The organism is Paenibacillus sp. Marseille-Q4541, assembly GCF_018310695.1.
In the GTDB taxonomy this organism is placed as follows: domain Bacteria; phylum Bacillota; class Bacilli; order Paenibacillales; family Paenibacillaceae; genus Paenibacillus.
In genome coordinates this window covers 20,781-40,310 of record NZ_JAGXCY010000027.1, presented here as the reverse complement: position 1 = coordinate 40,310, position 19,530 = coordinate 20,781, and the positions used below count along the sequence as shown (strand labels likewise).

21 protein-coding genes, 1 tRNA gene and 1 pseudogene are annotated in these 19,530 nt (G+C 43.7%); 19 read left to right on the top strand and 4 right to left on the bottom strand.

The window, feature by feature from the left end; translation table 11 throughout:
* Window positions 1–5 precede the first annotated feature (5 nt).
* Window positions 6–1,349, bottom strand: a complete 1,344-nt coding sequence (locus tag KFT32_RS20745) for an alpha-L-fucosidase (protein ID WP_211749397.1) — start codon at window positions 1,347–1,349, stop codon at window positions 6–8.
* A gap of 117 nt (window positions 1,350–1,466) precedes the next feature.
* On the opposite strand from KFT32_RS20745, the gene KFT32_RS20740 reads away from it, so the two are divergent.
* Both KFT32_RS20740 and KFT32_RS20735 read left to right on the top strand, forming a co-directional pair.
* Window positions 1,467–2,297, top strand: coding sequence for an AraC family transcriptional regulator (locus KFT32_RS20740; protein ID WP_211749396.1), 831 nt, complete (start codon window positions 1,467–1,469; stop codon window positions 2,295–2,297).
* Window positions 2,298–2,380: 83 nt separating this feature from the next.
* Window positions 2,381–2,464, top strand: a tRNA-Leu gene (locus tag KFT32_RS20735).
* A gap of 91 nt (window positions 2,465–2,555) precedes the next feature.
* On the opposite strand, the gene KFT32_RS20730 is transcribed toward KFT32_RS20735, so the two are convergent.
* The gene (locus KFT32_RS20730; RefSeq protein WP_211749395.1) at window positions 2,556–3,419 is read right to left on the bottom strand and encodes an AraC family transcriptional regulator; all 864 of its coding nucleotides are present in this window, start codon (window positions 3,417–3,419) and stop codon (window positions 2,556–2,558) included.
* A 246-nt stretch (window positions 3,420–3,665) separates the two neighbouring features.
* On the opposite strand from KFT32_RS20730, the gene melA reads away from it, so the two are divergent.
* From melA to KFT32_RS20705, 5 genes are all read left to right on the top strand, one after another.
* Window positions 3,666–4,964: an alpha-glucosidase/alpha-galactosidase gene (gene melA, locus KFT32_RS20725; protein ID WP_211749394.1), complete on the top strand. Its 1,299-nt coding sequence runs from the start codon at window positions 3,666–3,668 to the stop codon at window positions 4,962–4,964.
* Between the two features lie 157 nt (window positions 4,965–5,121).
* The gene (locus tag KFT32_RS20720) at window positions 5,122–6,276 is read left to right on the top strand and encodes a sn-glycerol-1-phosphate dehydrogenase (RefSeq protein WP_211749393.1); all 1,155 of its coding nucleotides are present in this window, start codon (window positions 5,122–5,124) and stop codon (window positions 6,274–6,276) included.
* 204 nt (window positions 6,277–6,480) lie between these two features.
* Window positions 6,481–7,572 carry a GntR family transcriptional regulator gene (locus KFT32_RS20715; protein ID WP_211749392.1) on the top strand — a complete coding sequence of 364 codons (1,092 nt, stop codon included), beginning with the start codon at window positions 6,481–6,483 and terminating at the stop codon, window positions 7,570–7,572.
* Between the two features lie 229 nt (window positions 7,573–7,801).
* Entirely contained in the window at window positions 7,802–8,515 is a 714-nt protein-coding gene (gene araD, locus KFT32_RS20710) for an L-ribulose-5-phosphate 4-epimerase (protein ID WP_211749391.1), read from the top strand.
* Window positions 8,512–10,203, top strand: coding sequence for a ribulokinase (locus KFT32_RS20705; RefSeq protein WP_211749390.1), 1,692 nt, complete (start codon window positions 8,512–8,514; stop codon window positions 10,201–10,203). The genes araD and KFT32_RS20705 overlap by 4 nt, the downstream gene beginning before the upstream one ends.
* Before the next feature lie 145 nt (window positions 10,204–10,348).
* Here KFT32_RS20705 and KFT32_RS20700 read toward each other — a convergent pair whose 3' ends face one another.
* A complete protein-coding gene (locus KFT32_RS20700) occupies window positions 10,349–10,939 on the bottom strand; it encodes a helix-turn-helix domain-containing protein (RefSeq protein WP_211749389.1) in 591 nt (196 codons plus the stop codon).
* A gap of 374 nt (window positions 10,940–11,313) precedes the next feature.
* On the opposite strand from KFT32_RS20700, the pseudogene KFT32_RS27310 reads away from it, so the two are divergent.
* The 12 genes and pseudogenes from KFT32_RS27310 to KFT32_RS20640 form a co-directional block, all read left to right on the top strand.
* Window positions 11,314–11,670, top strand: a pseudogene (locus tag KFT32_RS27310) (phage holin family protein); the annotation flags it as partial.
* Between the two features lie 428 nt (window positions 11,671–12,098).
* Window positions 12,099–12,386: a Dabb family protein gene (locus KFT32_RS20690; RefSeq protein ID WP_211749388.1), complete on the top strand. Its 288-nt coding sequence runs from the start codon at window positions 12,099–12,101 to the stop codon at window positions 12,384–12,386.
* Window positions 12,387–12,558: 172 nt separating this feature from the next.
* A complete protein-coding gene (locus KFT32_RS20685) occupies window positions 12,559–13,002 on the top strand; it encodes a DUF86 domain-containing protein (RefSeq protein ID WP_211749387.1) in 444 nt (147 codons plus the stop codon).
* 53 nt (window positions 13,003–13,055) lie between these two features.
* Complete coding sequence (locus KFT32_RS20680; protein ID WP_211749386.1) at window positions 13,056–13,985, top strand: DUF4261 domain-containing protein; 930 nt, start codon at window positions 13,056–13,058, stop codon at window positions 13,983–13,985.
* Window positions 13,986–14,096: 111 nt separating this feature from the next.
* A complete protein-coding gene (locus tag KFT32_RS20675) occupies window positions 14,097–14,558 on the top strand; it encodes a DUF948 domain-containing protein (RefSeq protein WP_211749385.1) in 462 nt (153 codons plus the stop codon).
* A 7-nt stretch (window positions 14,559–14,565) separates the two neighbouring features.
* Window positions 14,566–14,922: a YtxH domain-containing protein gene (locus KFT32_RS20670; RefSeq protein ID WP_211749384.1), complete on the top strand. Its 357-nt coding sequence runs from the start codon at window positions 14,566–14,568 to the stop codon at window positions 14,920–14,922.
* A 276-nt stretch (window positions 14,923–15,198) separates the two neighbouring features.
* Window positions 15,199–16,008, top strand: coding sequence for a glutamate racemase (gene racE / locus KFT32_RS20665; RefSeq protein ID WP_349304937.1), 810 nt, complete (start codon window positions 15,199–15,201; stop codon window positions 16,006–16,008).
* Between the two features lie 157 nt (window positions 16,009–16,165).
* Window positions 16,166–17,059: a M14 family metallopeptidase gene (locus KFT32_RS20660; RefSeq protein WP_211749383.1), complete on the top strand. Its 894-nt coding sequence runs from the start codon at window positions 16,166–16,168 to the stop codon at window positions 17,057–17,059.
* Window positions 17,060–17,161: 102 nt separating this feature from the next.
* Window positions 17,162–17,425, top strand: coding sequence for a hypothetical protein (locus KFT32_RS20655; protein ID WP_211749382.1), 264 nt, complete (start codon window positions 17,162–17,164; stop codon window positions 17,423–17,425).
* A gap of 134 nt (window positions 17,426–17,559) precedes the next feature.
* A complete protein-coding gene (locus tag KFT32_RS20650) occupies window positions 17,560–17,862 on the top strand; it encodes an iron-sulfur cluster assembly accessory protein (RefSeq protein WP_211749381.1) in 303 nt (100 codons plus the stop codon).
* A 27-nt stretch (window positions 17,863–17,889) separates the two neighbouring features.
* Window positions 17,890–18,114, top strand: coding sequence for a YuzB family protein (locus tag KFT32_RS20645; protein ID WP_211749380.1), 225 nt, complete (start codon window positions 17,890–17,892; stop codon window positions 18,112–18,114).
* A gap of 80 nt (window positions 18,115–18,194) precedes the next feature.
* Window positions 18,195–18,461, top strand: a complete 267-nt coding sequence (locus tag KFT32_RS20640) for a hypothetical protein (RefSeq protein WP_211749379.1) — start codon at window positions 18,195–18,197, stop codon at window positions 18,459–18,461.
* An 84-nt stretch (window positions 18,462–18,545) separates the two neighbouring features.
* Here KFT32_RS20640 and KFT32_RS20635 read toward each other — a convergent pair whose 3' ends face one another.
* Window positions 18,546–19,445, bottom strand: a complete 900-nt coding sequence (locus KFT32_RS20635) for a LysR family transcriptional regulator (RefSeq protein ID WP_211749378.1) — start codon at window positions 19,443–19,445, stop codon at window positions 18,546–18,548.
* Window positions 19,446–19,530 lie beyond the last annotated feature (85 nt).

The window sequence follows — 19,530 nt, the reverse complement described above, 5'->3', positions numbered from 1 at the left end:
GTTGCTTATGCTTTATTGTCTTCTTCTACAAGTTCAAGTTCAATTACGGTATTGCGCTGATCTGGAAGAGGGTGACTGTATACTTCAGGACGCGCAAAGCTGACAAACGCATCTTCCGTGAATTCTGCAGCACTCCAAGGACGGCTTAGGAATAGTTCTGATCCATCTGCAAGAAGTCTAGCTTTTTTAATTTTGCCATTCAGTCCAAGCAGATTGACAGGACCTACGCTGTCTTCCAAGACGTGAGCGTACAGTTTGTTCCCCTTTTGTGTATAACGGCCCCAGTCTGGTTTGGAGAAGTCTGCAGCTTTACAGCCGTAAATGCTGTCCCCATTTTTGCTCATCCAATCTCCAACTTCGGATAGAATGTCCAGCGATTCTTTAGGAATGTTCCCTTTTGCGTCAGGACCCACATTTAGAAGCATGTTTCCGTTCTTGCTGACACATTCTACGAGTTTACGAATGACCGTCGTTGGTGTCTTATAGTTCTTGTCCGCAGCTGCATAGCCCCAGTTATTATTGAGTGTTATGCAAGCTTCCCATGGAATTGGTTTACCGGTAACATCCACCACACCGGATGGAGGGATAATCTGTTCAGGGGATGCAAAATCTCCGCTGTAAACAGAAGGTTCTGTCGTATAAATACTTCCGCCATTATCTCCGCTGCCTTCGAGACGATTATCGATAATAATATGGGGCTGAAGTTCACGCAGCATGGCGATAATATCTTCAGCTTTCCAAGTATCACCCTTCATCTCAGCATAGGAAAAGTCAAACCACATAATATCGAGTTTACCGTAGTCGGTTAGCAGTTCACGGATTTGACCATGCATGTAGTCTAAGTATCTTGGGAAAGTCTCGGGATTACGTTTGAAATCCAGATTATTTTTCATAGGATGATGAAGGTCGCCATATGCAGGGAAGTCTTCATGATGCCAATCGATTACAGAAAAATAAAGCCCTACCTTAATTCCTTCCTCGCGGAATGCATCAAGGAATTCGCGTACTAGATCCCGGCCGGCTTTCGTGTTTGTTGCTTTATAATCCGTTAGTTTACTGTCAAACAGGCAGAATCCGTCATGGTGTTTTGCCGTAAGTACAGCATATTTCATGCCCGCAGCTTTGGCTGCTTTGGCCCATTCTTTTGGTTTGTAATCAACTGGGTTAAACTCATCAAAATAAGTCTGATAATCTTCTACGCTCATTTGTTCACTACTTCTGAGCCACTCGCCTCGAGCAGGGATTGCATACAGTCCCCAGTGGATGAACATACCAAAGCGGTCTTCTTGAAACCATGCTGTGCGTTCGTTGCGCTCTTTGATTCTTTGCTCGTAGATGTTTGATGTCATGAGAAGTAACCTCCGTATAATGAATTATGAGTCCGATTGTAGCAATAATGTGATACGATAGGATAGAGAATTCCTTAACTTAGATGGGTACAATACTAACTTTATGAGGTTTAAAGCATGATACATGAACAGCTGCGGGAAAGCGAAGCAATTGAAGAGATGATGTTACATATGCAGGTACAAGTATGGGATGCGAAGAAAACCCAATGCTGGCCTGAATGGAAAGAGTATGACTATACCGTATCTTACAATAAAATATATTACATTCTTGGTGGGGAAGGCTGGCTCAAAATAGGGGATTTGGAGTTATATCCAACACCGGGTCAACTTGTCCTGCTGCCTGCGGGTACGAAACAATCGTACTCAACTATTAGCGATCGGCCTTTCTTAAAATATTGGTGCCATTTTTCAGCAACGGTAGGAGATTCGGATGTATTTTCGTGGCTGGATGTTCCCATTTGTTATGATGCAATGGATCAGGAAGTGCTGAAGATGCTCTTTGAAGATCTTACCAAGAGTCATAATCATCATTCGGTCTCAGCGAGACTGAAAGAGAAGTCAGTTATGTTTGATCTTCTGTCGCGAATTTTGGAGCATCAGATTCCGCAGATCCATCCCGACAAGCGTGGAGAGAGAAGCAGGCTTACAGCGATTCAAGAATATATTAGGGATCATTTGCATGAAGAAGTTACACTGGAACAGATGGCATCTGTGCTGCATTTGCATCCCAATTATTTCATTAAGTATTTTAAAAAGCATTTTGGTGTACCACCGCTGAAATATTTGAGCTTGAAACGTATGGAGGAAGCAAAACTCCTGCTTCGAACGACTTCGCTAAGTGTAAAAGAGATTGCGGATGCGACAGGGTTTGATACCGCGAATTATTTCTCCAAAACCTTCCGAAAAGAAGTGGGTTACAGCCCAAGTGAATATCGTTCCAATATGTAGAATTAGGAAGAAATGGGCATGTAATCATTTTACTTGCAAATCTATGAAAGCCCACTTATAATATGAAAAGTATTATAAGTTGTGCGGTCGTGGCGGAATTGGCAGACGCGCACGGTTCAGGTCCGTGTGGGCTAACCCCCGTGGAGGTTCGAGTCCTCTCGACCGCATTTCGCATTTTATAAAAAGGTTCGTCTTTGCTCTCGTAGCGATGACGAACCTTTTTTATTTTCCTACGACATGCAAGAGGATTAACGCGCCCTATGATTTTTTCGCAATTTCATTCCGATATTCCGTCGGAGACATTCGATACTCCTTGCGGAACTGTTTGGAGAAGTAGAGAGCATCATTGAAACCAACGGAGGAAGAAATCTGATCTATGGTCAGGTTGTCTGATAACAATTCTTTCGCTTTTTCGAGTCTGACTTTCATTAAATATTGTTTGGGTGAGAGGCCAGTTTTGATTTTGAAAGACTTGGACAAATGTGCCCTGTGGTACCCGAGTGTTGAAGCCATATGATGGATACTAATCTGCTGTGGGTATTGAAGCGAAATCCAGCGAATGGCATGCTCTACCTGGCGATCGATCATAACGGGATGCTCTGACTGTGGAATGGGAACGGAGTCCAAATTAGCTAGACCAAAATGATGGAAGAGTAGCCGCATCCATCCGGATGCCTCTAAACTCTCCATCGCCGGATAGGCTGTTTGTCCAAAGGAGGTACGGATTCGTCTGTATAACTCATGAGCAGCGGAGGGTTCTTTTGTGTGTAGTACAGGGCGTTCTTCCGATATCCCGATTCGCCTCAAATAGGAGGAGACAGCATCCCCTTTCAAGGCTACCCAAGTGTAGTGCCAGGGACAAGTGGAATCTGCCTCATAACTGAATAGAACTCCCGGGAAGATAAAGAAAGTATCTCCTTTTTCACAGGGGTAGGATACCCCGCCACTTTGGAAGACTCCCTTCCCGTCCAGTACCGTATGCACGAGATAATATTCATGTACAGAGGGACCAATTCGGTGGGAGGGATCGGGTCTTCCTTCTCCGCAAAATAGAACCGCTGGTTCATTCTCCTCAGGATGAGGATTGATGCCCACTTCGAAATAGGTATGATCCTGATTCACGTCACATTCCTCCAATCTTTCATTGTGATGAACATATACTCTTTTTTTTCACAATGCAACAATCATCCATATCTGAATTGTATTTCTCCATACATTTTTCTCACTGTCTGTTTTATATTGAAAGCGTATCAAATATGCAGGATTATTACTTGAATTCAGTAATACGGGCTTGATTATCGAAAAGAAGTATTAGGCTAAGCGGGAATAGTGCTCTACTTTTTTAGTATACTCGAGGAGGAATAGTGGATGAACAAAATTACATTTATCGGGGCTGGCAGTACGGTGTTTGCTAAGAACGTGCTTGGAGACAGCATGCTGACGCCTGCGTTGCAAGGTTTTGAAATTGCCTTGTTTGATATTGATCTGCAGCGCTTGGCAGATTCAGAGAAAATGCTGCGCAACCTTAAAAATAGCAGTGGCAGCACATGTACGATAGTAGCTTATACGGACCGAAAGGAAGCGCTGCGTGGAGCCAAATATGTCATCAATGCAATCCAGGTGGGTGGATATGATCCATGTACGATTACGGACTTTGAAATTCCTAAAAAGTATGGTCTTCGTCAGACGATTGCCGATACGGTAGGGATTGGGGGGATTTTCCGCAATTTGCGTACCATTCCTGTTATGCTGGACATCGCCGCTGATATGCGTGAAGTGTGCCCGGATGCCCAATTTCTAAATTACACTAATCCGATGGCTGTACTTACGAATGTAATGAACACTTATGGCGGGATTAAAACCGTAGGGTTATGTCATAGTGTGCAGGTATGTGTTCCTCATATGTTCTCACACCTCGGCATAGATCAAACCGGAGTTCAGGCTAAAATCGCTGGGATTAACCATATGGCTTGGCTGCTTGAAGTAACACGTGATGGGGAGGACTTGTACCCTGAAATAAAACGCAGAGCAGCAGAGAAACAGAAGGAACCTCATGGTGATATGGTACGATATGAGATGATGCTGAAGTTTGGGTACTATATTACGGAATCCTCTGAGCATAATGCAGAATATCATCCTTATTTTATTAAAAAGAACTATCCTGAACTCATAGAGCGATTCCAGATACCGCTTGATGAGTATCCGCGTCGATGTGTGGAACAAATTGCGGGTTGGGAACGTATGCGGGATGAAATGGTGAATAATGAACAACTGAAGCATGAGCGATCCCATGAATATGCATCTTACATTATGGAAGCTATGGAAACGAATGTACCTTATAAAATCGGAGGAAACGTAATGAACAATGGCCTCATTACGAACCTTCCGAAAGAAGCATGTGTAGAAGTCCCTTGTCTCGTAGATCGCAGCGGAATAACCCCAACTTATGTAGGCGACCTTCCTCCGCAGTGTGCTGCACTGAACCGGACGAATATTAATACTCAGCTTCTTACTATCGAGGCTGCCATTACAGGTAAAAAAGAGCATATTTATCATGCAGCGATGTTGGATCCCCATACATCGGCTGAGCTTTCGATGGACGATATCATCAGCATGTGTGATGACTTAATTGCAGCTCATGGTGACTGGCTCCCAGCATATAAATAATCAAATTGTGGAATAGGATAGAAGAAGTTTATTAAGTAGATAAAAGACTGCCTTAGACTCACGAAGTGTGAGAATGAGGCAGTCTTTTTCATTGACAACTTGTACGTACGTGTTGGAAACTAGAGATAGAATTCATCTTACAGGAGGCGTTTTTGTCATGGATATGAATAAACGTATAGCAAGATGGAATGAAGAGGCAGCCGGGTGTACCTGCGGATCGAGACATCATGAAGTACGTATGCAAATCTGCATGGAAAGTGGAGCGTTGCATAAGATAGCACCCTATGTCGTATCACAAGGGTACAAACAAGCAAGCGTAGTTTACGATGACAATACAGGGAATGCTGCCGGCAGAAAGGTCGCAGGACTACTCCTGAACGCTGGGGTTACGGTTAATGAGGTGCTGCTTGAAGCGAATAAAGCAGGGGATGTCATTGCAGATGAAGCGTTCATTGTGAAGCTGCTGCTAGGCGTTTCGAACAATAGTGAGGCTGTCTTAGCAGTAGGTTCAGGAACAGTTCATGATCTAGTGAGATTTGTATGTTTCAAAATGAATATTCCTTTCCTTTCTGTACCAACTGCAGCTTCGGTTGATGGATTTACTTCTGCGGGGGCTCCTCTTATTATTGGAGGTGTAAAACAGACGTTCCAAGCGACTGCACCTGATGCTATTTTCGCCGATCTTGAGGTTCTTTCACGAGCACCTCAAGTGCTGACTGCAGCTGGATTTGGCGATATGCTCGGCAAATTTACTTCCCTAGCAGACTGGAAGGTATCACGCGATCTTGGGCAAGAGCCATTTTGCCCACTTGCCTACCTTATGACAGAAGAAGCGCTAGAGTCGTGCATCACGCATATAAGTGACATCGCTGAGGGCAGTGAGACTGGGGTATCCATTCTTATGGAAGCACTTATCGTTTCTGGTATTTCCATGCTTATGATTGATCATTCCCGTCCAGCTTCCGGAGGAGAACATCATATTTCTCATCGTCTAGAAATGGATTTTATCGAACAGGGGAGACCTGCTATTCTCCATGGTGCAAAAGTAGGGGTTGCCTCGGCGCTCTTGACGGATATCTATCGTGGTCTTTATGAGAAAGAAACAGAACCTGCTTTTGAAGCTTATAAACAATTGCCGCAAAGAGAGCAAATGCAAGATTGGCTGCGAGTGACTGGAGGCCCTGCAACGCTTGCGGACCTGGACGTAACCGAATCTGCTTTCCAAATTGCACTTGCCACGGCTCATACGCTCAGACCTCGTTATACGGGACTTACTTATAGAAACGAGAGAGTAAGCCCCGAAATGAGATAATTGCATTGAAGGATCAGATGATGGCTACCCAAACTTCACCTGTACTCTTTGTTGTTAATTATTCCTCATAAAAAACAGATGCCAGGGTGTTATATGTTAGTATTCCACCCTTCTTGTACGTACAATAATGGGCTATGCTATAATACTGGGAATGGGAACGATGAGAATTTACTAATACACTGGCTTGCCGCACGGAGGAATGAAATGACCGCAAAATATATACAAGTGAAAGAACAAATTATGTCTGGGCTGTTATCAGCGGAGCCAGAATGGCTGCCTCATCAGCAGCTTCCCTCAGAGCATGAAATGAGTGAGCAGTTTGGAGTAAGCCGTCAAACCGTAAGACAGGCGCTGGGAGACTTGGTTCAAGACGGATGGCTTTACCGAATACAAGGTAAGGGGACCTTTGTTGCCGAGAAGGAAAGTCCGCAGCAACAGTCCAAAACAATCGGAGTAGTAACAACGTATATCTCTGATTACATATTTCCAAAGATTGTTCAAGGGATTGAGAGCACGTTAACAAGACAAGGCTATAGGCTTCTCTTGATGAGTACAGATAACGACAAATCGAAGGAGCAGCACTGTCTTGAAATGCTGCTCGAAGAACCACTGAGCGGTGTTATTATCGAACCGACGAAAAGTGGAGAGCGGAGCGTGAATCTTAACTATTTTCTGAAGATGGAGCAGCGTTCCATTCCTTACCTTATGATTAATGCGAGGTACGAAGAGATGGATTCTCCATGTCTACGGCTTGATGATGAGCTTGGTGGGTTTATGGCTGCCGAACACTTGATTCAGCTAGGGCATACACGTCTAGCGGGTTTCTTCAAAACAGATGATATGCAGGGAATTCGCCGAATGAAAGGATTTATTGCTGCGCATCGAAAATACGGTATTCCGATTCAAGAGGGAACGGTATTTACCTACAGTACGGAGGAGAAAAAGGAAACACCTCGTCAGTACGCAGAAACTTTATTAAATAAACCTTCCAGTGAACGGCCCACAGGGTGGGTTACCTATAATGATGAACTAGCGGTACATCTGCTTGATCCAATTAGAAAAGCGGGGTTATCTGTACCGGGTGATTTGTCTATGGTCGGATTTGATGATTCCTTTATGGCAACAGCGACAGAGGTTAAGCTAACAACCATAGCGCATCCGAAGCAACAGCTTGGAGTCGATGCGGCCGAGTGGATGGTCGGTATGATTGAGAAGCATGAGTCTGCAAACGAACATCGGGAGATTGTACGTACTCCAGAACTCATTGTAAGAGAATCCACTAGATCATTTCACTAATCTAAAGCATTTGTATTATAAAAAAGCTTTTCTTCTGATTCTTCAGGAGAAAAGTTTTTTTGTTTTTTTTAGAAGGAGAAATAGAAAAAAGGATAGCCAACTTGTACGTACAAGTGTATAATAAACAACATGATAACAGATAAAAATTTAGAGATAAGGGCATTCCATCTAGTGTTGTACATACATTTATAAAATGAATGCGCTTTATTTGATGGGAGGAGTACATGTGATGCTTGAATCTTTGAGGGAAGAAGTTCTTACAGCGAATCTGGGCTTACCTAAATACGGACTCGTTACGTTTACTTGGGGAAATGTGAGCGGGATTGACCGTGAGAAAGGGCTTGTTGTCATTAAGCCAAGTGGTGTGGCTTATGAGGACTTGAAGGCAAGTGATTTGGTCGTTGTCAATCTGCAAGGGGACATTGTTGAGGGAGATCTTCGTCCTTCTTCTGATACACCTACACATCTGGCTCTGTACCGTGCTTTCTCAGATATCGGAGGTATTGTTCACACCCATTCACCGTGGGCGACGAGTTTTGCACAGGCGGCAAAAGAAATACCTGCACTGGGTACAACCCACGGTGATTATTTTTACGGTACGATTCCTTGTACTCGGGCAATGACAGCGGAAGAAATAGAAGGCGAGTACGAGCTGGAGACAGGTAATGTCATTATCGAAACTTTCCGCATGGAAGGGATTGACCCTGCTAGCGTTCCAGGAGTATTGGTTCACCAACATGCTCCTTTTGCCTGGGGGAAAGATGCCCATGATGCACTTCATAATGCGGTTGTGCTTGAGGAAGTTGCCAAAATGGCTCATCGGTCTATGGCACTTGATCCTCAGCTCGGATCGATGAACGCCAATCTGCTAGATAAACATTTTCTACGTAAACACGGTAAGGACGCCTATTATGGACAACGTTCAAAGGAGAGTGCAAAATGAGCGAAAAATATACAATTGGTGTAGATTACGGTACGGAATCGGGACGCGCAGTGCTGATCAAACTGTCGGATGGTACGGAGGTGGCAACGCATGTAACTCCTTATCGTCATGGTGTAATTGATGAAAAATTGCCGGTTAGCGGACGTAAATTGGAACTCGATTGGGCGCTTCAGCATCCTGCAGATTATATTGAAGTGTTAACGACTTCCGTGCCTGAGGTAATGAATGCCTCTGGTATAGCTAAGGAAGATGTCATTGGCATTGGTATTGATTTTACCGCTTGTACCATGCTTCCCATCGATGCCCTTGGTAAGCCGCTTTGTTTCAAACAAGAGCTATCAGACAATCCGCACAGTTGGGTAAAGTTATGGAAACATCATGCGGCGCAGCCAGAAGCAGATCGAATTAATGAGCTTGCAGTAGTAAGAGGAGAAGCTTTTTTACCTCGTTATGGAGGCAAAATATCCTCAGAGTGGATGATTGCAAAAATATGGCAGATTCTGAATGAAGCTCCTGATATTTATGATCGTACGGATCAGTTTGTTGAAGCGACGGACTGGGTCATAATGCAACTCTGCGGAGAGCTCAGCCGCAACCAGTGTACAGCAGGTTACAAAGCCATCTATCATCACCGTGAAGGGTATCCTTCCCCTGCGTTCTTTGCTTCGCTGGATCCAAGACTAGAGCATCTCGTGGATACAAAGCTTAGAGGTGAGATTAATGACCTTGGGAGCCGTGCTGGCGGTCTGACAGGGGAAATGGCGCAGGCTATGGGCTTGAATGAGGGAATTGCGGTGGCTGTGGGTAATGTAGATGCTCATGCTGCAGTCCCGGCTGTTGGCGTAGTAACACCTGGAAAGCTGGTAATGGCGATGGGGACCTCCATTTGTCATATGTTGCTAGGGGAAGAAGAGAAGGAAGTGGAAGGGATGTGCGGTGTGGTAGAAAACGGCATCATTCCTGGCTATTTTGGATATGAAGCGGGTCAATCTGCGGTAGGTGATATCTTTGCTTGGTTCACGGAGCATGCGGTTCCAGCAGAGGTGAAGACGCAGGCTGAAGAAGCTGGAGTATCTGTACATGAGTGGCTCGAAAAACGAGCATCAGCCTATAAGCCGGGCGAAACGGGATTGCTTGCGCTTGACTGGTGGAATGGAAATCGGTCGGTACTGGTGGATACGAATCTTACCGGTTTAATTGTCGGGTATACACTGTTAACGAAACCGGAAGAGATCTACCGTACCTTGCTTGAAGCAACAGCATTTGGCACACGTAAAATAGTGGACGCTTTTCATGGCAGCGGCGTATCCGTTGATATTTTATATGCTTGCGGTGGGCTGCCGCAGAAGAACAAACTTTTGATGCAGATCTATGCCGATGTAACCGGCCGTGAAATTAAAGTAGCAGCATCAACACAAACCCCAGCTCTAGGAGCAGCGATGTTCGCAGCTGTGGCAGCAGGTGCTGAAGCTGGAGGTTACGCTAACATCGTAGACGCGGCAGCGAAGATGGCCCGTGTGCGAGAAGACAGCTTCAAACCAATTCCGGAGAATTCCGCGGTATACGAAAGATTATATGCGGAGTATAACCGACTTCACGATTATTTCGGCAGGGATCAGAATTCGGTCATGAAAAAGTTGAAAACGCTGAAAGAAGAGATGGCAAGCGAGGCAGTACATTCACATTAATAGGTAGCTGAATAGGGAATAGGAGAGTTTGAGATTTCTGAATAACTCAAGCTCTCCTTTTTGCGGTGCCTAATTTGCCAAAAAACAAGAAAAGGATTTCCCGGCAAATGCGCTCATCTACCTGGGAAATCCTTATGTATCAAGGCTATAGTTTCTGTTTTAACATTGCATCGGCAAAAAGAATTGATTTAGGAACCTTAAAGAACGCTTCTGCTTGATCTTGAAATGCGGCAGATGGCAATGTCCCTTGATGAAGCCATTTGCGGAATGTTCCTGGATGTACACCGATCCAGTGGCTTACGTCCGTTACGGACAAATCATGTACCATACACAAACCCGTTAGAATACGATTGCTCACAGGAGATCGGGTAACTGTCCGTTTCATGAAACGAGACGCTTCAGGCTGACAGATGACAGGACTTGTGCGAATTACTTCTTCGTTAAATAAAATGTGGCGCGGATAACCAAGCAATTGACATACCTTATCGAGAATGGTACTACCAGGAATGCGTCCTTCATATACCCATGCGCTAACACTGCGGGAAGAGATAGATAGATCTTCTGCTAACTGAGATAATTTAATGTCGTTAGCCATGAGAACAGCGAGTAAAATACGATTACGGACCTGACAGCGTGTTGGCCTGCGGAAGCGTTTTACACGTACGCCTTTTCCCAGATATTTGCGGTTGATCAGAGACCACGCCTGGATTGAATGTTGATCTTGTTGTTTAGGCATATTTCCTCCGATTTTTTACTCAAATACTACAACAAGTAATGTTCACTTTCAAGTATACAGTTAACAGCATATAAAGGCTCTGAAACTGTGTGAAAAGACCTTGTTAAGTGAATTTAGAACTATGATTTTACCCATTTAATGTATATTATATCTATTTTATAGTGTATTTTTATACGTTTTTTCTATATTCGCATTCAAAAAACGGGTCGAAAGAACTATCTTTTCACTTTCATGAAATGCGGTTCGATTCTCCTTGAATTTATAATTTTTATAAAAAACTGGGGTATATAACCTGTCAATTTCCAAATATTTTCATAGATTAATAGAAAGGAGGAGAAGAAGGAGGGGACGCGGTGAACCCAGCACTTGTCAATATGTTGCTTGGTTTGGTAGGGGCTTATTTCACGTTTGCATTTGGTGGCTGGACTCAACTGCTTATCCTCTTGTGTATCGCAATGGCCATAGATTATATAACGGGCGTAGCAGCTGCAATCCGGACGGGAGACAAGCTTAACAGTAAGATCGGATTCTGGGGGCTGACCCGGAAAGGATTAATGCTTCTAGTTATCTTGCTCGCAAACCAGCTGGACCTGTTAATGGGGACGGATGTTATCAAAGGCGGAGCTATTTATTTTTATTTAGCTAACGAGCTGATCTCAATTACCGAAAATTACGCCCGTATCGGTCTTCCTTTTCCAACCAAAGTAAAAGAAATTATTAATATGGTGAAATTGCAGGCTGATGAAGAGGAGGCGAAGGGGGCAGCTGATAAAACGGATTCAAAACACCATTCCAGTGAGAAAGATGAAGGAGCACATGTTGGTGATTTGACACAGGAAGAAGTACTTGAAGCTGTAAAGGAAGCTCTGGAAGATCTTGAGGCTCACAAGCATCGGTCCGAAGAGGAGACTGAAAAGTGAATCGGTAGTTAAAGGATGTATAAATATTCTTTAATCTGCAAGGCCTATTTCTTAAGAATAGGTCTTGTTTTTTGTCTAATGGAGCAAATTACCAACAAGGAACATGTCATTTTTTATATATTGTGAAAAACAAGGATGATAATTTACCAATATTCCTGTGTTTATGATATATTTTTTGTAAACGTATTATCTAACACCATATGGATTAAGAATCACTTATAGAGAAGGGGTCGATACACTTGATTAAACATATCGTATTTTTTAAACTGAAAGATCGTTCGGAAGAAGCAGTTCAGCGTACGGCTGATATTCTGCGCAGCATGGATGGAAAGATTGAAATGTTAAAGTCGCTAGAGATTGGTGTAGATGTACTCAAAACAGAGCGTTCTTTTGACATCTCACTTACAGCGGTTGTAGCAACCCTAGAAGACCTTCAGGCCTATCAAGTTCATCCTGTTCATCAGGAAATTATCAAGCATATGAATGAAGTTAAGGACACTGCTGTAGCAGTGGATTACGAAGTGTAAGGCCATATCTTAACAAGTAGAGAGAGGGAACTTACAAGTGAGCGATTTGAAAGATGTAATGGAGACCATGTATTTACTGATCGTCATTTTAATCGCATGTCCCGTCATGTTCATCTGGTTAAAGCGGAAAAACAGACGGAATAGATAAACACACGAAACGGATGTGACTTCTATGTACTACGTGAATATAGATCAAATCAATTTACGCCTTGCAGCGATTCCTGAAATTACGGCTGCACTAAGAGAAGTATCGTCCAAATGGGACGGCAGTTTGGTTCTCGGCATGGTTCAGGAAAGAGCGCTTCATCTCGCTATTGAGACAGTGACAGACGTTGGAAGTTACCTAATCGATGGTTTTATTCTTCGTGATGCAAGTAGTTATGAAGATATTGTAGAAATTGTACATGAAGCTGGAGCGTTTAACGAGGAGAGCTACGAAATTTTCATGAAACTTGTATCCCTCCGCAAACCGCTCGTACAAGATTACTATGCTTGGGATCGGACAAGTCTCCATGAGATGACGAAGCAGCTTCCAGCGATATTCGATCATTTTGATGAACAAGTTCGTGCCTATCTTGAGCTTGAACTGGGTCCGTTCCAGAAGGTGAGAAGGTAGATCTTTAGGGTTAATAATATAAAAAGCAGTACCTTTCATCAGGAGGAGTTGTCATGCCAGATTCACAAAATATAGATCAAAAACAAAATTCCGGATTTCACCCGGTGTATATGGCTGAACTTCTGTTTCAAGAACTTCCTGTGTTCCGCGAGGAGAAGTTGATGGAAGTGATGCGGCGAATGACTGGGAATGCCAGAGTGCTTAAGAAGCGCTTAAAAGAACGTGTCGCAGCACCAACTTCAGCTGGAAGTGCATTCTCGAGGCCTGAAACCACGGAAAAAGAAGATCAGGAACCTCTGGTCATTATGCATACTGAGCATATGGTACCTTTTGAGGATGGTACGATTCCTGCTCAGACTTGTATTTTGCCTGTACAGGATATTACTGACAAGAACCGATTCAAAGGTGCGCTAGAGCAAGCTTGGCATTGGAAAGAGGCTGGTCGTGTAAGCGGAGCTAGTAAATATCAGATTCGTATTCACGATCTGTTTACGGCGGCTCTTCCGCATAAAAAGCGATTGCAGTTGTTTCAGCAGGCACTGAGTGCTGTGCTTGAAGTTGTTCCCTGTGATGCTATTTATTTTTACGGAAGTGACAAAATTGTAGAGCCTTCTGCCTATAGAGATGCATTGCAAAAAGGTGACCACTTGTATGGAGCGATGAACGTGCGTTTGTATCAAGCAGGGGGAACCGAGGCTCGCCGTGAGTTCGTCATGGACACGGTCGGTCTCTCTTCGCTTGGTGTTCCAGATTTTCAGTGCCACTTTGCCGGACTCGACCCGGACACCGTAGCACAGACTCTGTTTGGTGCAGCTTACTATTTATTTGATCAGGGTGATGTCATTCTGGACGGTCAGCTGCTCGGGACATCAGGTTCACAGCGCTGGCGGTGCGAGCATCAGGAATCCATTGTATCCCCTAGACGATATGTTATCGATCTCGATCCTGGAGCGCCTTATTATGCGGGTCAATTAGAGCCTTAATCGTTTTTTTTTTGTAAATATTTTAGCGTAAAGAGTGTCAAGTCAAGCTCCTCCTGCTTATAATGCGGTAACAAAAGATGGGCGTTCGCCCGGATAGCAGGGGGAAGGAACATGATAGCATGGAGTGTTACCGTTGCCGCGGGAGCTTTTGTTATCCTCTCCGCTGTAATGATTGTGGTGCTGCTGAATCTGCGAGGAATGATTAAACAGTTTCAGGGTAGCATGGGATTGATGGAAGAAAGGACCCGTCTTCTGACAGAGGATGCAATACAGCTGCTTCAAAGAACCGATGATGTAGTTTTGGATCTTCAGCAGCATATTCAGAAGTCGGCTCCTTTTTTGGATTCCATCGAAGCAGCCGGTACCGTACTCAGGACAACGACGAAGCAGGTAGAGAACATTAGTGCTACCCTATCCCATTCCGTAGAGCAACATGTACAACATGCGCATGAAGAGAATGAGCAGCGCATGGGTCCATTGTTCCGTACAATCGATGCCGCGCTGACCGTATGGTCCTCCTGGCATCGTTTCTCCAAGGCTTCCGGCGAATCGGACCCGAATGAGAAGGAGTGAGCTTGACATGAATGACAAGAGCAAAGGATTACTGTGGGGAACACTAATTGGAAGCATCGCAGGTTCTATTACTGCCCTGTTATTTGCACCTAAATCAGGATTAGAGCTGCGTCAGGATATTACTGATAATGCGAAACTGGTAACGGAGAAAGGTCAGGATATAGCTGCGAAAATTACGGACCAAGGCTCACAGATCACAGCTAAAGTTGTTGAAACAACGGAAGGAATCATTCAAGAATTTCGTGCGATCGGCAAAACAAAGCCGGTATTCGTCACCGTTTCTTCCATCAGCGACTCCGAAGAAGAGGCAGATGTGGAGAGTTCCATACTTGCTGAGATTAAAGAGATCAATGAGATCAAGTAATCTGAAGTAAGAGCAGCTTCCTTGTGTGAACCACATGTTTCTTTTTCATCTTTTTCATCTTCCGTAAGGATCGATGGATACAGCAGTCAATCGTCAAAAAGGTCTGTGCTTTTCACCTACGCCGCCCGGGCAGCAGGTGGAGTAAGGCCTTTTTGTGGTGCGGAATTGTTGAAGGCTTGTCTGAAATCGGGTAAGATGTAGGTACCTTTTTGCCGAAAGTTTCATAGGGTAAGGGTGAAAAGAATGGAAATCATTGAAGAAGGAAGCGGTGTGTTCGTGCAACAAGCTATTGCTATATTAGACTCTGGTGTTGGAGGACTGACCGTTGCCAAAGAGGTTATGCGTCAACTTCCCCGGGAGAAAGTAATTTATTTTGGAGATACTGCCCGTACACCATACGGACCCCGTTCGTCCGAAGAAGTGAAACTTTTTACAGAACAAATTGTCGATTTTTTGATCCAGTTTGACCCTAAAGTTATTGTTATTGCCTGTAATACGGCTACGGCAGCAGCACTTGATCATATTACCAAAAAAGTAGATATCCCAGTTATCGGTGTCATTCATCCTGGGGCACGTGCTGCGATAAGTGCTACGAAAACAGCCAACATCGGTGTGATTGGCACCATCGGTACGATTAATAGCGGTGCTTATACAGAAGCACTGAAGCAATTGTCTCCTTATGTTCATGTGGAAAGTATGGCCTGTCCTACTTTGGTTCCACTGGTAGAACAAGGGGATTTTAGTTCTGAACATGCGAAAAAAACGGTAGAAGCTTCACTTGCAGAAATGAAGGCTCTCCCTATAGATACACTGATTTTGGGATGTACCCATTATCCATTTTTGACAGATTGTATCAAAGAGGTCATGGGTCCACGTGTGAAGCTGATTAGTTCAGCAGATGAAACCGCGCGGGAAACGAGCACTATTTTATATGATAAACGCAAGCTTGCCACTTTAGAGGATGCTCCAGTGCATCAGTTTTTCTGTAGCGGAGATCCGGAGATGTTTCAAAGTATCGCTCGTTCCTGGCTCGGAGAACAAATCAAGAATACACCTGTCGTATGGCAAGTTTCCAAATTGCTGTAACTTATCTGTATTCCATACGTATAAAAAAACAGCCTGAAAATCAGGTTGTTTTTTTATTTGGTCCAGGCTTTTCCTAGGTGTGTATCACGGTGGACAATACCACTTGCATATACTGCGATAACATACGTTTTCGTTTTTCTTCATAGGAGGGATAGGGATGAAGCGGTATGGATATCAGGAGCTTTTGAAAGATCTGGATGAAATATACTCAATTGATCCAAGGATAAAGCGCGGTGTGATCGGTAAGAGCGTATTGGGGAAAGATATTCCCTATGTAGCCATCGGAAGAGGAAATGTTCATCTTCATGTGAATGCCGGAATGCACGCAAATGAATGGCTGAATGTCCCGTGTCTGATGCAATTTGTGAAAAATTATATTAAGGCACTGAATGAGAGAGCGGAATTCTATGATCGTGATCCTGAAAAATGGTTCGAAGAAATTACATTGTGGGTATTACCTATGCTTAACCCAGATGGGATTGAACTTGTTCTGAATGGAACTCTGGATAATGATTCTCTGTCGAAGGACCTGCGGGAGATGAATGCAGGCAATCCAGATTTTTCTGGCTGGAAAGCGAATATTCGCGGTGTTGATTTAAACGATCAGTTTCCAGCCTTCTGGCAGGAAGAAATGAACCGGAGAGAGAGAACAGGTCCGGGAAGTAGAGATTACGGTGGAGAGTATCCTTTGTCAGAGCCAGAATCCTTAGCTTTGGCTAATTGGACCACAGAAAGACAGTTTGATGCCGTCATAGCCCTTCATAGTCAGGGTCAGGAGATATATTGGAATTATCGTAATGCCGAGCCTCCATGCAGTGAGAATTGGGCAACACAACTCGCGTTAGCGGCAGGATACAGATCCGTACGATTAAGCGGGAGTGACGCAGGTTATAAAGATTGGTTTATTCAGGAGTTCGGAAAACCCGGATTTACGGTGGAAACCGGAATGGGTGTGAATCCCCTCCCCGTTTCTCAATATGATTCTATTGCTTTGGAAGTGGAACAAATTATGGTGACTGCGATGAAGCTGGCAAGAACAATCCAGCATTAAGATGTTGATGTGGCGGCCCGGAGGGAAATGATACATACCCTCCATATGCCCGCATTGTGGTATGATATAGATATTCTGAACTTTGGGAAGGAGTAGATGTAAATGAAATGGAGGAAGCTGTTTTCGTTAAACAGATGGTCACATATTTTCAGACGGTTGCCCGCATTGCTCACTTCTTCTGAGGTGTCGATGTTAGATAAAATGTTATTTTTAGTTCCTGCTTTTCTGTACTGGGTTCTGCCGGACGTTTTACCTTTCATGCCCATTGATGATATCGGGGTGACGATGTTGCTAATGAACTGGTTTGTTACAAGAGCAGAGCGTAAATATTCCCTCGTTGCTTCCGGTGATCGTAGTAAGCGATAAAAGTGACAGGTTATTCCTTGCGATTTGAGCTATTCTTGATTAAAATATAATGTATTGTCAATGGACAGGCTTATTTTATAATACACGCCTGAAGCACTTGATCACTATTTATAGATTCTAGGAGATGAATATACATGAAAGCAAAGATTACTCGCAATGCAGCTAAAGTATTAAAACGTGAACTGGGCTTACCAGAGAATGAGGGTAAACTTGTACGCGTTCTGATCACGCTGGATCATGGGGATCATGTGCATTATGGCATTGATTTTGATACACAAAAAGAAAATGATGAATTGGTTTCCACAGATAAAGAAATTGATGTTTTGCTTGAAAAAGGAAAACCGATGCTGGACGGCATTAAAGTGGACTACCTTTACTTTCCAAAAGAAGGATTTGTAATTACAAACCCTTCACAAGGAAACAATATTCATCACTAAGCCTTGGTGATAGAAGAAGGGGAATAGATGGCTAACGATATTCGAGTATGTGAAAAATGTAAACATGTCAAATTAAAATCAATGGTTGCTAAACTTCAGCAGATGGCTCCAGACGCTGACATTAAAATCGGCTGTAAGTCATACTGTGGTCCGTGCGGCAAGCGTGCTTTTGTTTTTATTAACGGTCGGTATATCAGTGCTCCTACTGAGGAGGAAGTGCTTGTAAAAGTGGCTCCGTTCATAAAAAAATAATGGCGATTGCATAACGTTCCTGATTTCAAACCATGCTAACGATGTAGCAGGATTTTGAGAGAAGGAGAGTGGTTTCGAAAATGAAGCACGATCATTCCAGTCTGCAATCTTCTACGTTGGTTGCACAGGCTTCCAGTTCCGTCAAGAAGCTGCATCACGCGGTAACACAAGCGGTATCTCAGCCCACAGCTGAGCTGGTCCAGCAGGCTCAGAATCGATTGATTCACGCCGAGAATGCTGTCATGGCCGCTCAGCAGCAAACCACATTTGGTGGTGTAGAATTTGCAGAGGAAATTCTCTCGGAAGAGAAAGAACGACTTGCTTCACTGAATGTGAGCCAAAAGTAAATATTCAGTGAGCAAAGACCTTATCAGCCTGCACAACCATGAAACCTGTTCGCATTTGATGCGGACAGGTTTTTTGTTGTTATTTTAAGCCTTCTTATGGGGTGTTTCTCGAATCATCTGAAGAAAATGTCTTGCAGTTGGAGGGAGTGGTTCGTCTTTACGAGTACACACCGCTATCGTATTGGTAAGATGGATTCCCTCCACATATACACGGCATAATTCTTTGCGCTGGACGTGTTCACGTACAACAAGAGAAGATACGAAATTGGCCCCATAGCCAGATATTACGGCGGTAGTTGCCTCATGTAGTCCGTTAAATTGCAATGAGATCTTGGGGCCAGGCATATTGTACGTCCTACAGAGCGATAACAGCCTCTCTCTAGTTGAACTTCCTTCTTCACGCATCACAAAAGGTACTTTCATCATCTCCTGCAGTGAGACGTGCTGATTAGCAAAGGGATGATGAGGCGCTACTACAAACCATAATTCATCCTGAAATAAGATCTCAGTGTGAATCGTATCTGGATGTTCCTCAGTAATTCCTCCGTAGATCGCAATATCTGCTTCTATATTAATGAGTTGACGTAAGGCATCTGCGGAATTGGTTGTATTGATGGTAAGTTCTACTTGATCATATTGCTGTTTGAACTTTGCAGTCCAGGTGGGAATCAAAAAATTAGCCGGTAAATAAGTGGCTGCAAGCCGAATACTTCCTATCCTTCCTTCTCGAAACTCCTCCGTAAATTGTTCAATCTGATGTTCTACTGCAAATAATCTCTTGGCGAGAACGGCGAGTTGCTCGCCTGCTTCGGTTAAAGTAATTCCTCTTCCTTCTGGTTTTAATAAAGGGAAAGTTAACTCTTGTTCAAATTTCTTGATCTGTGCCGTAATTGCAGGTTGGCTGATATGTAATACACTTGCAGCGCGGGTCACACTGCCTGTAGTAGCAACGACATGAAATAGACGTAAGGCATGTAAATTCACAGGTGAACCTCTCTTTCTATAAATCATAAATTTAAGTTATGAATACTTAATAAAGATATATTATTTTTATCATTTTAAACGCAAT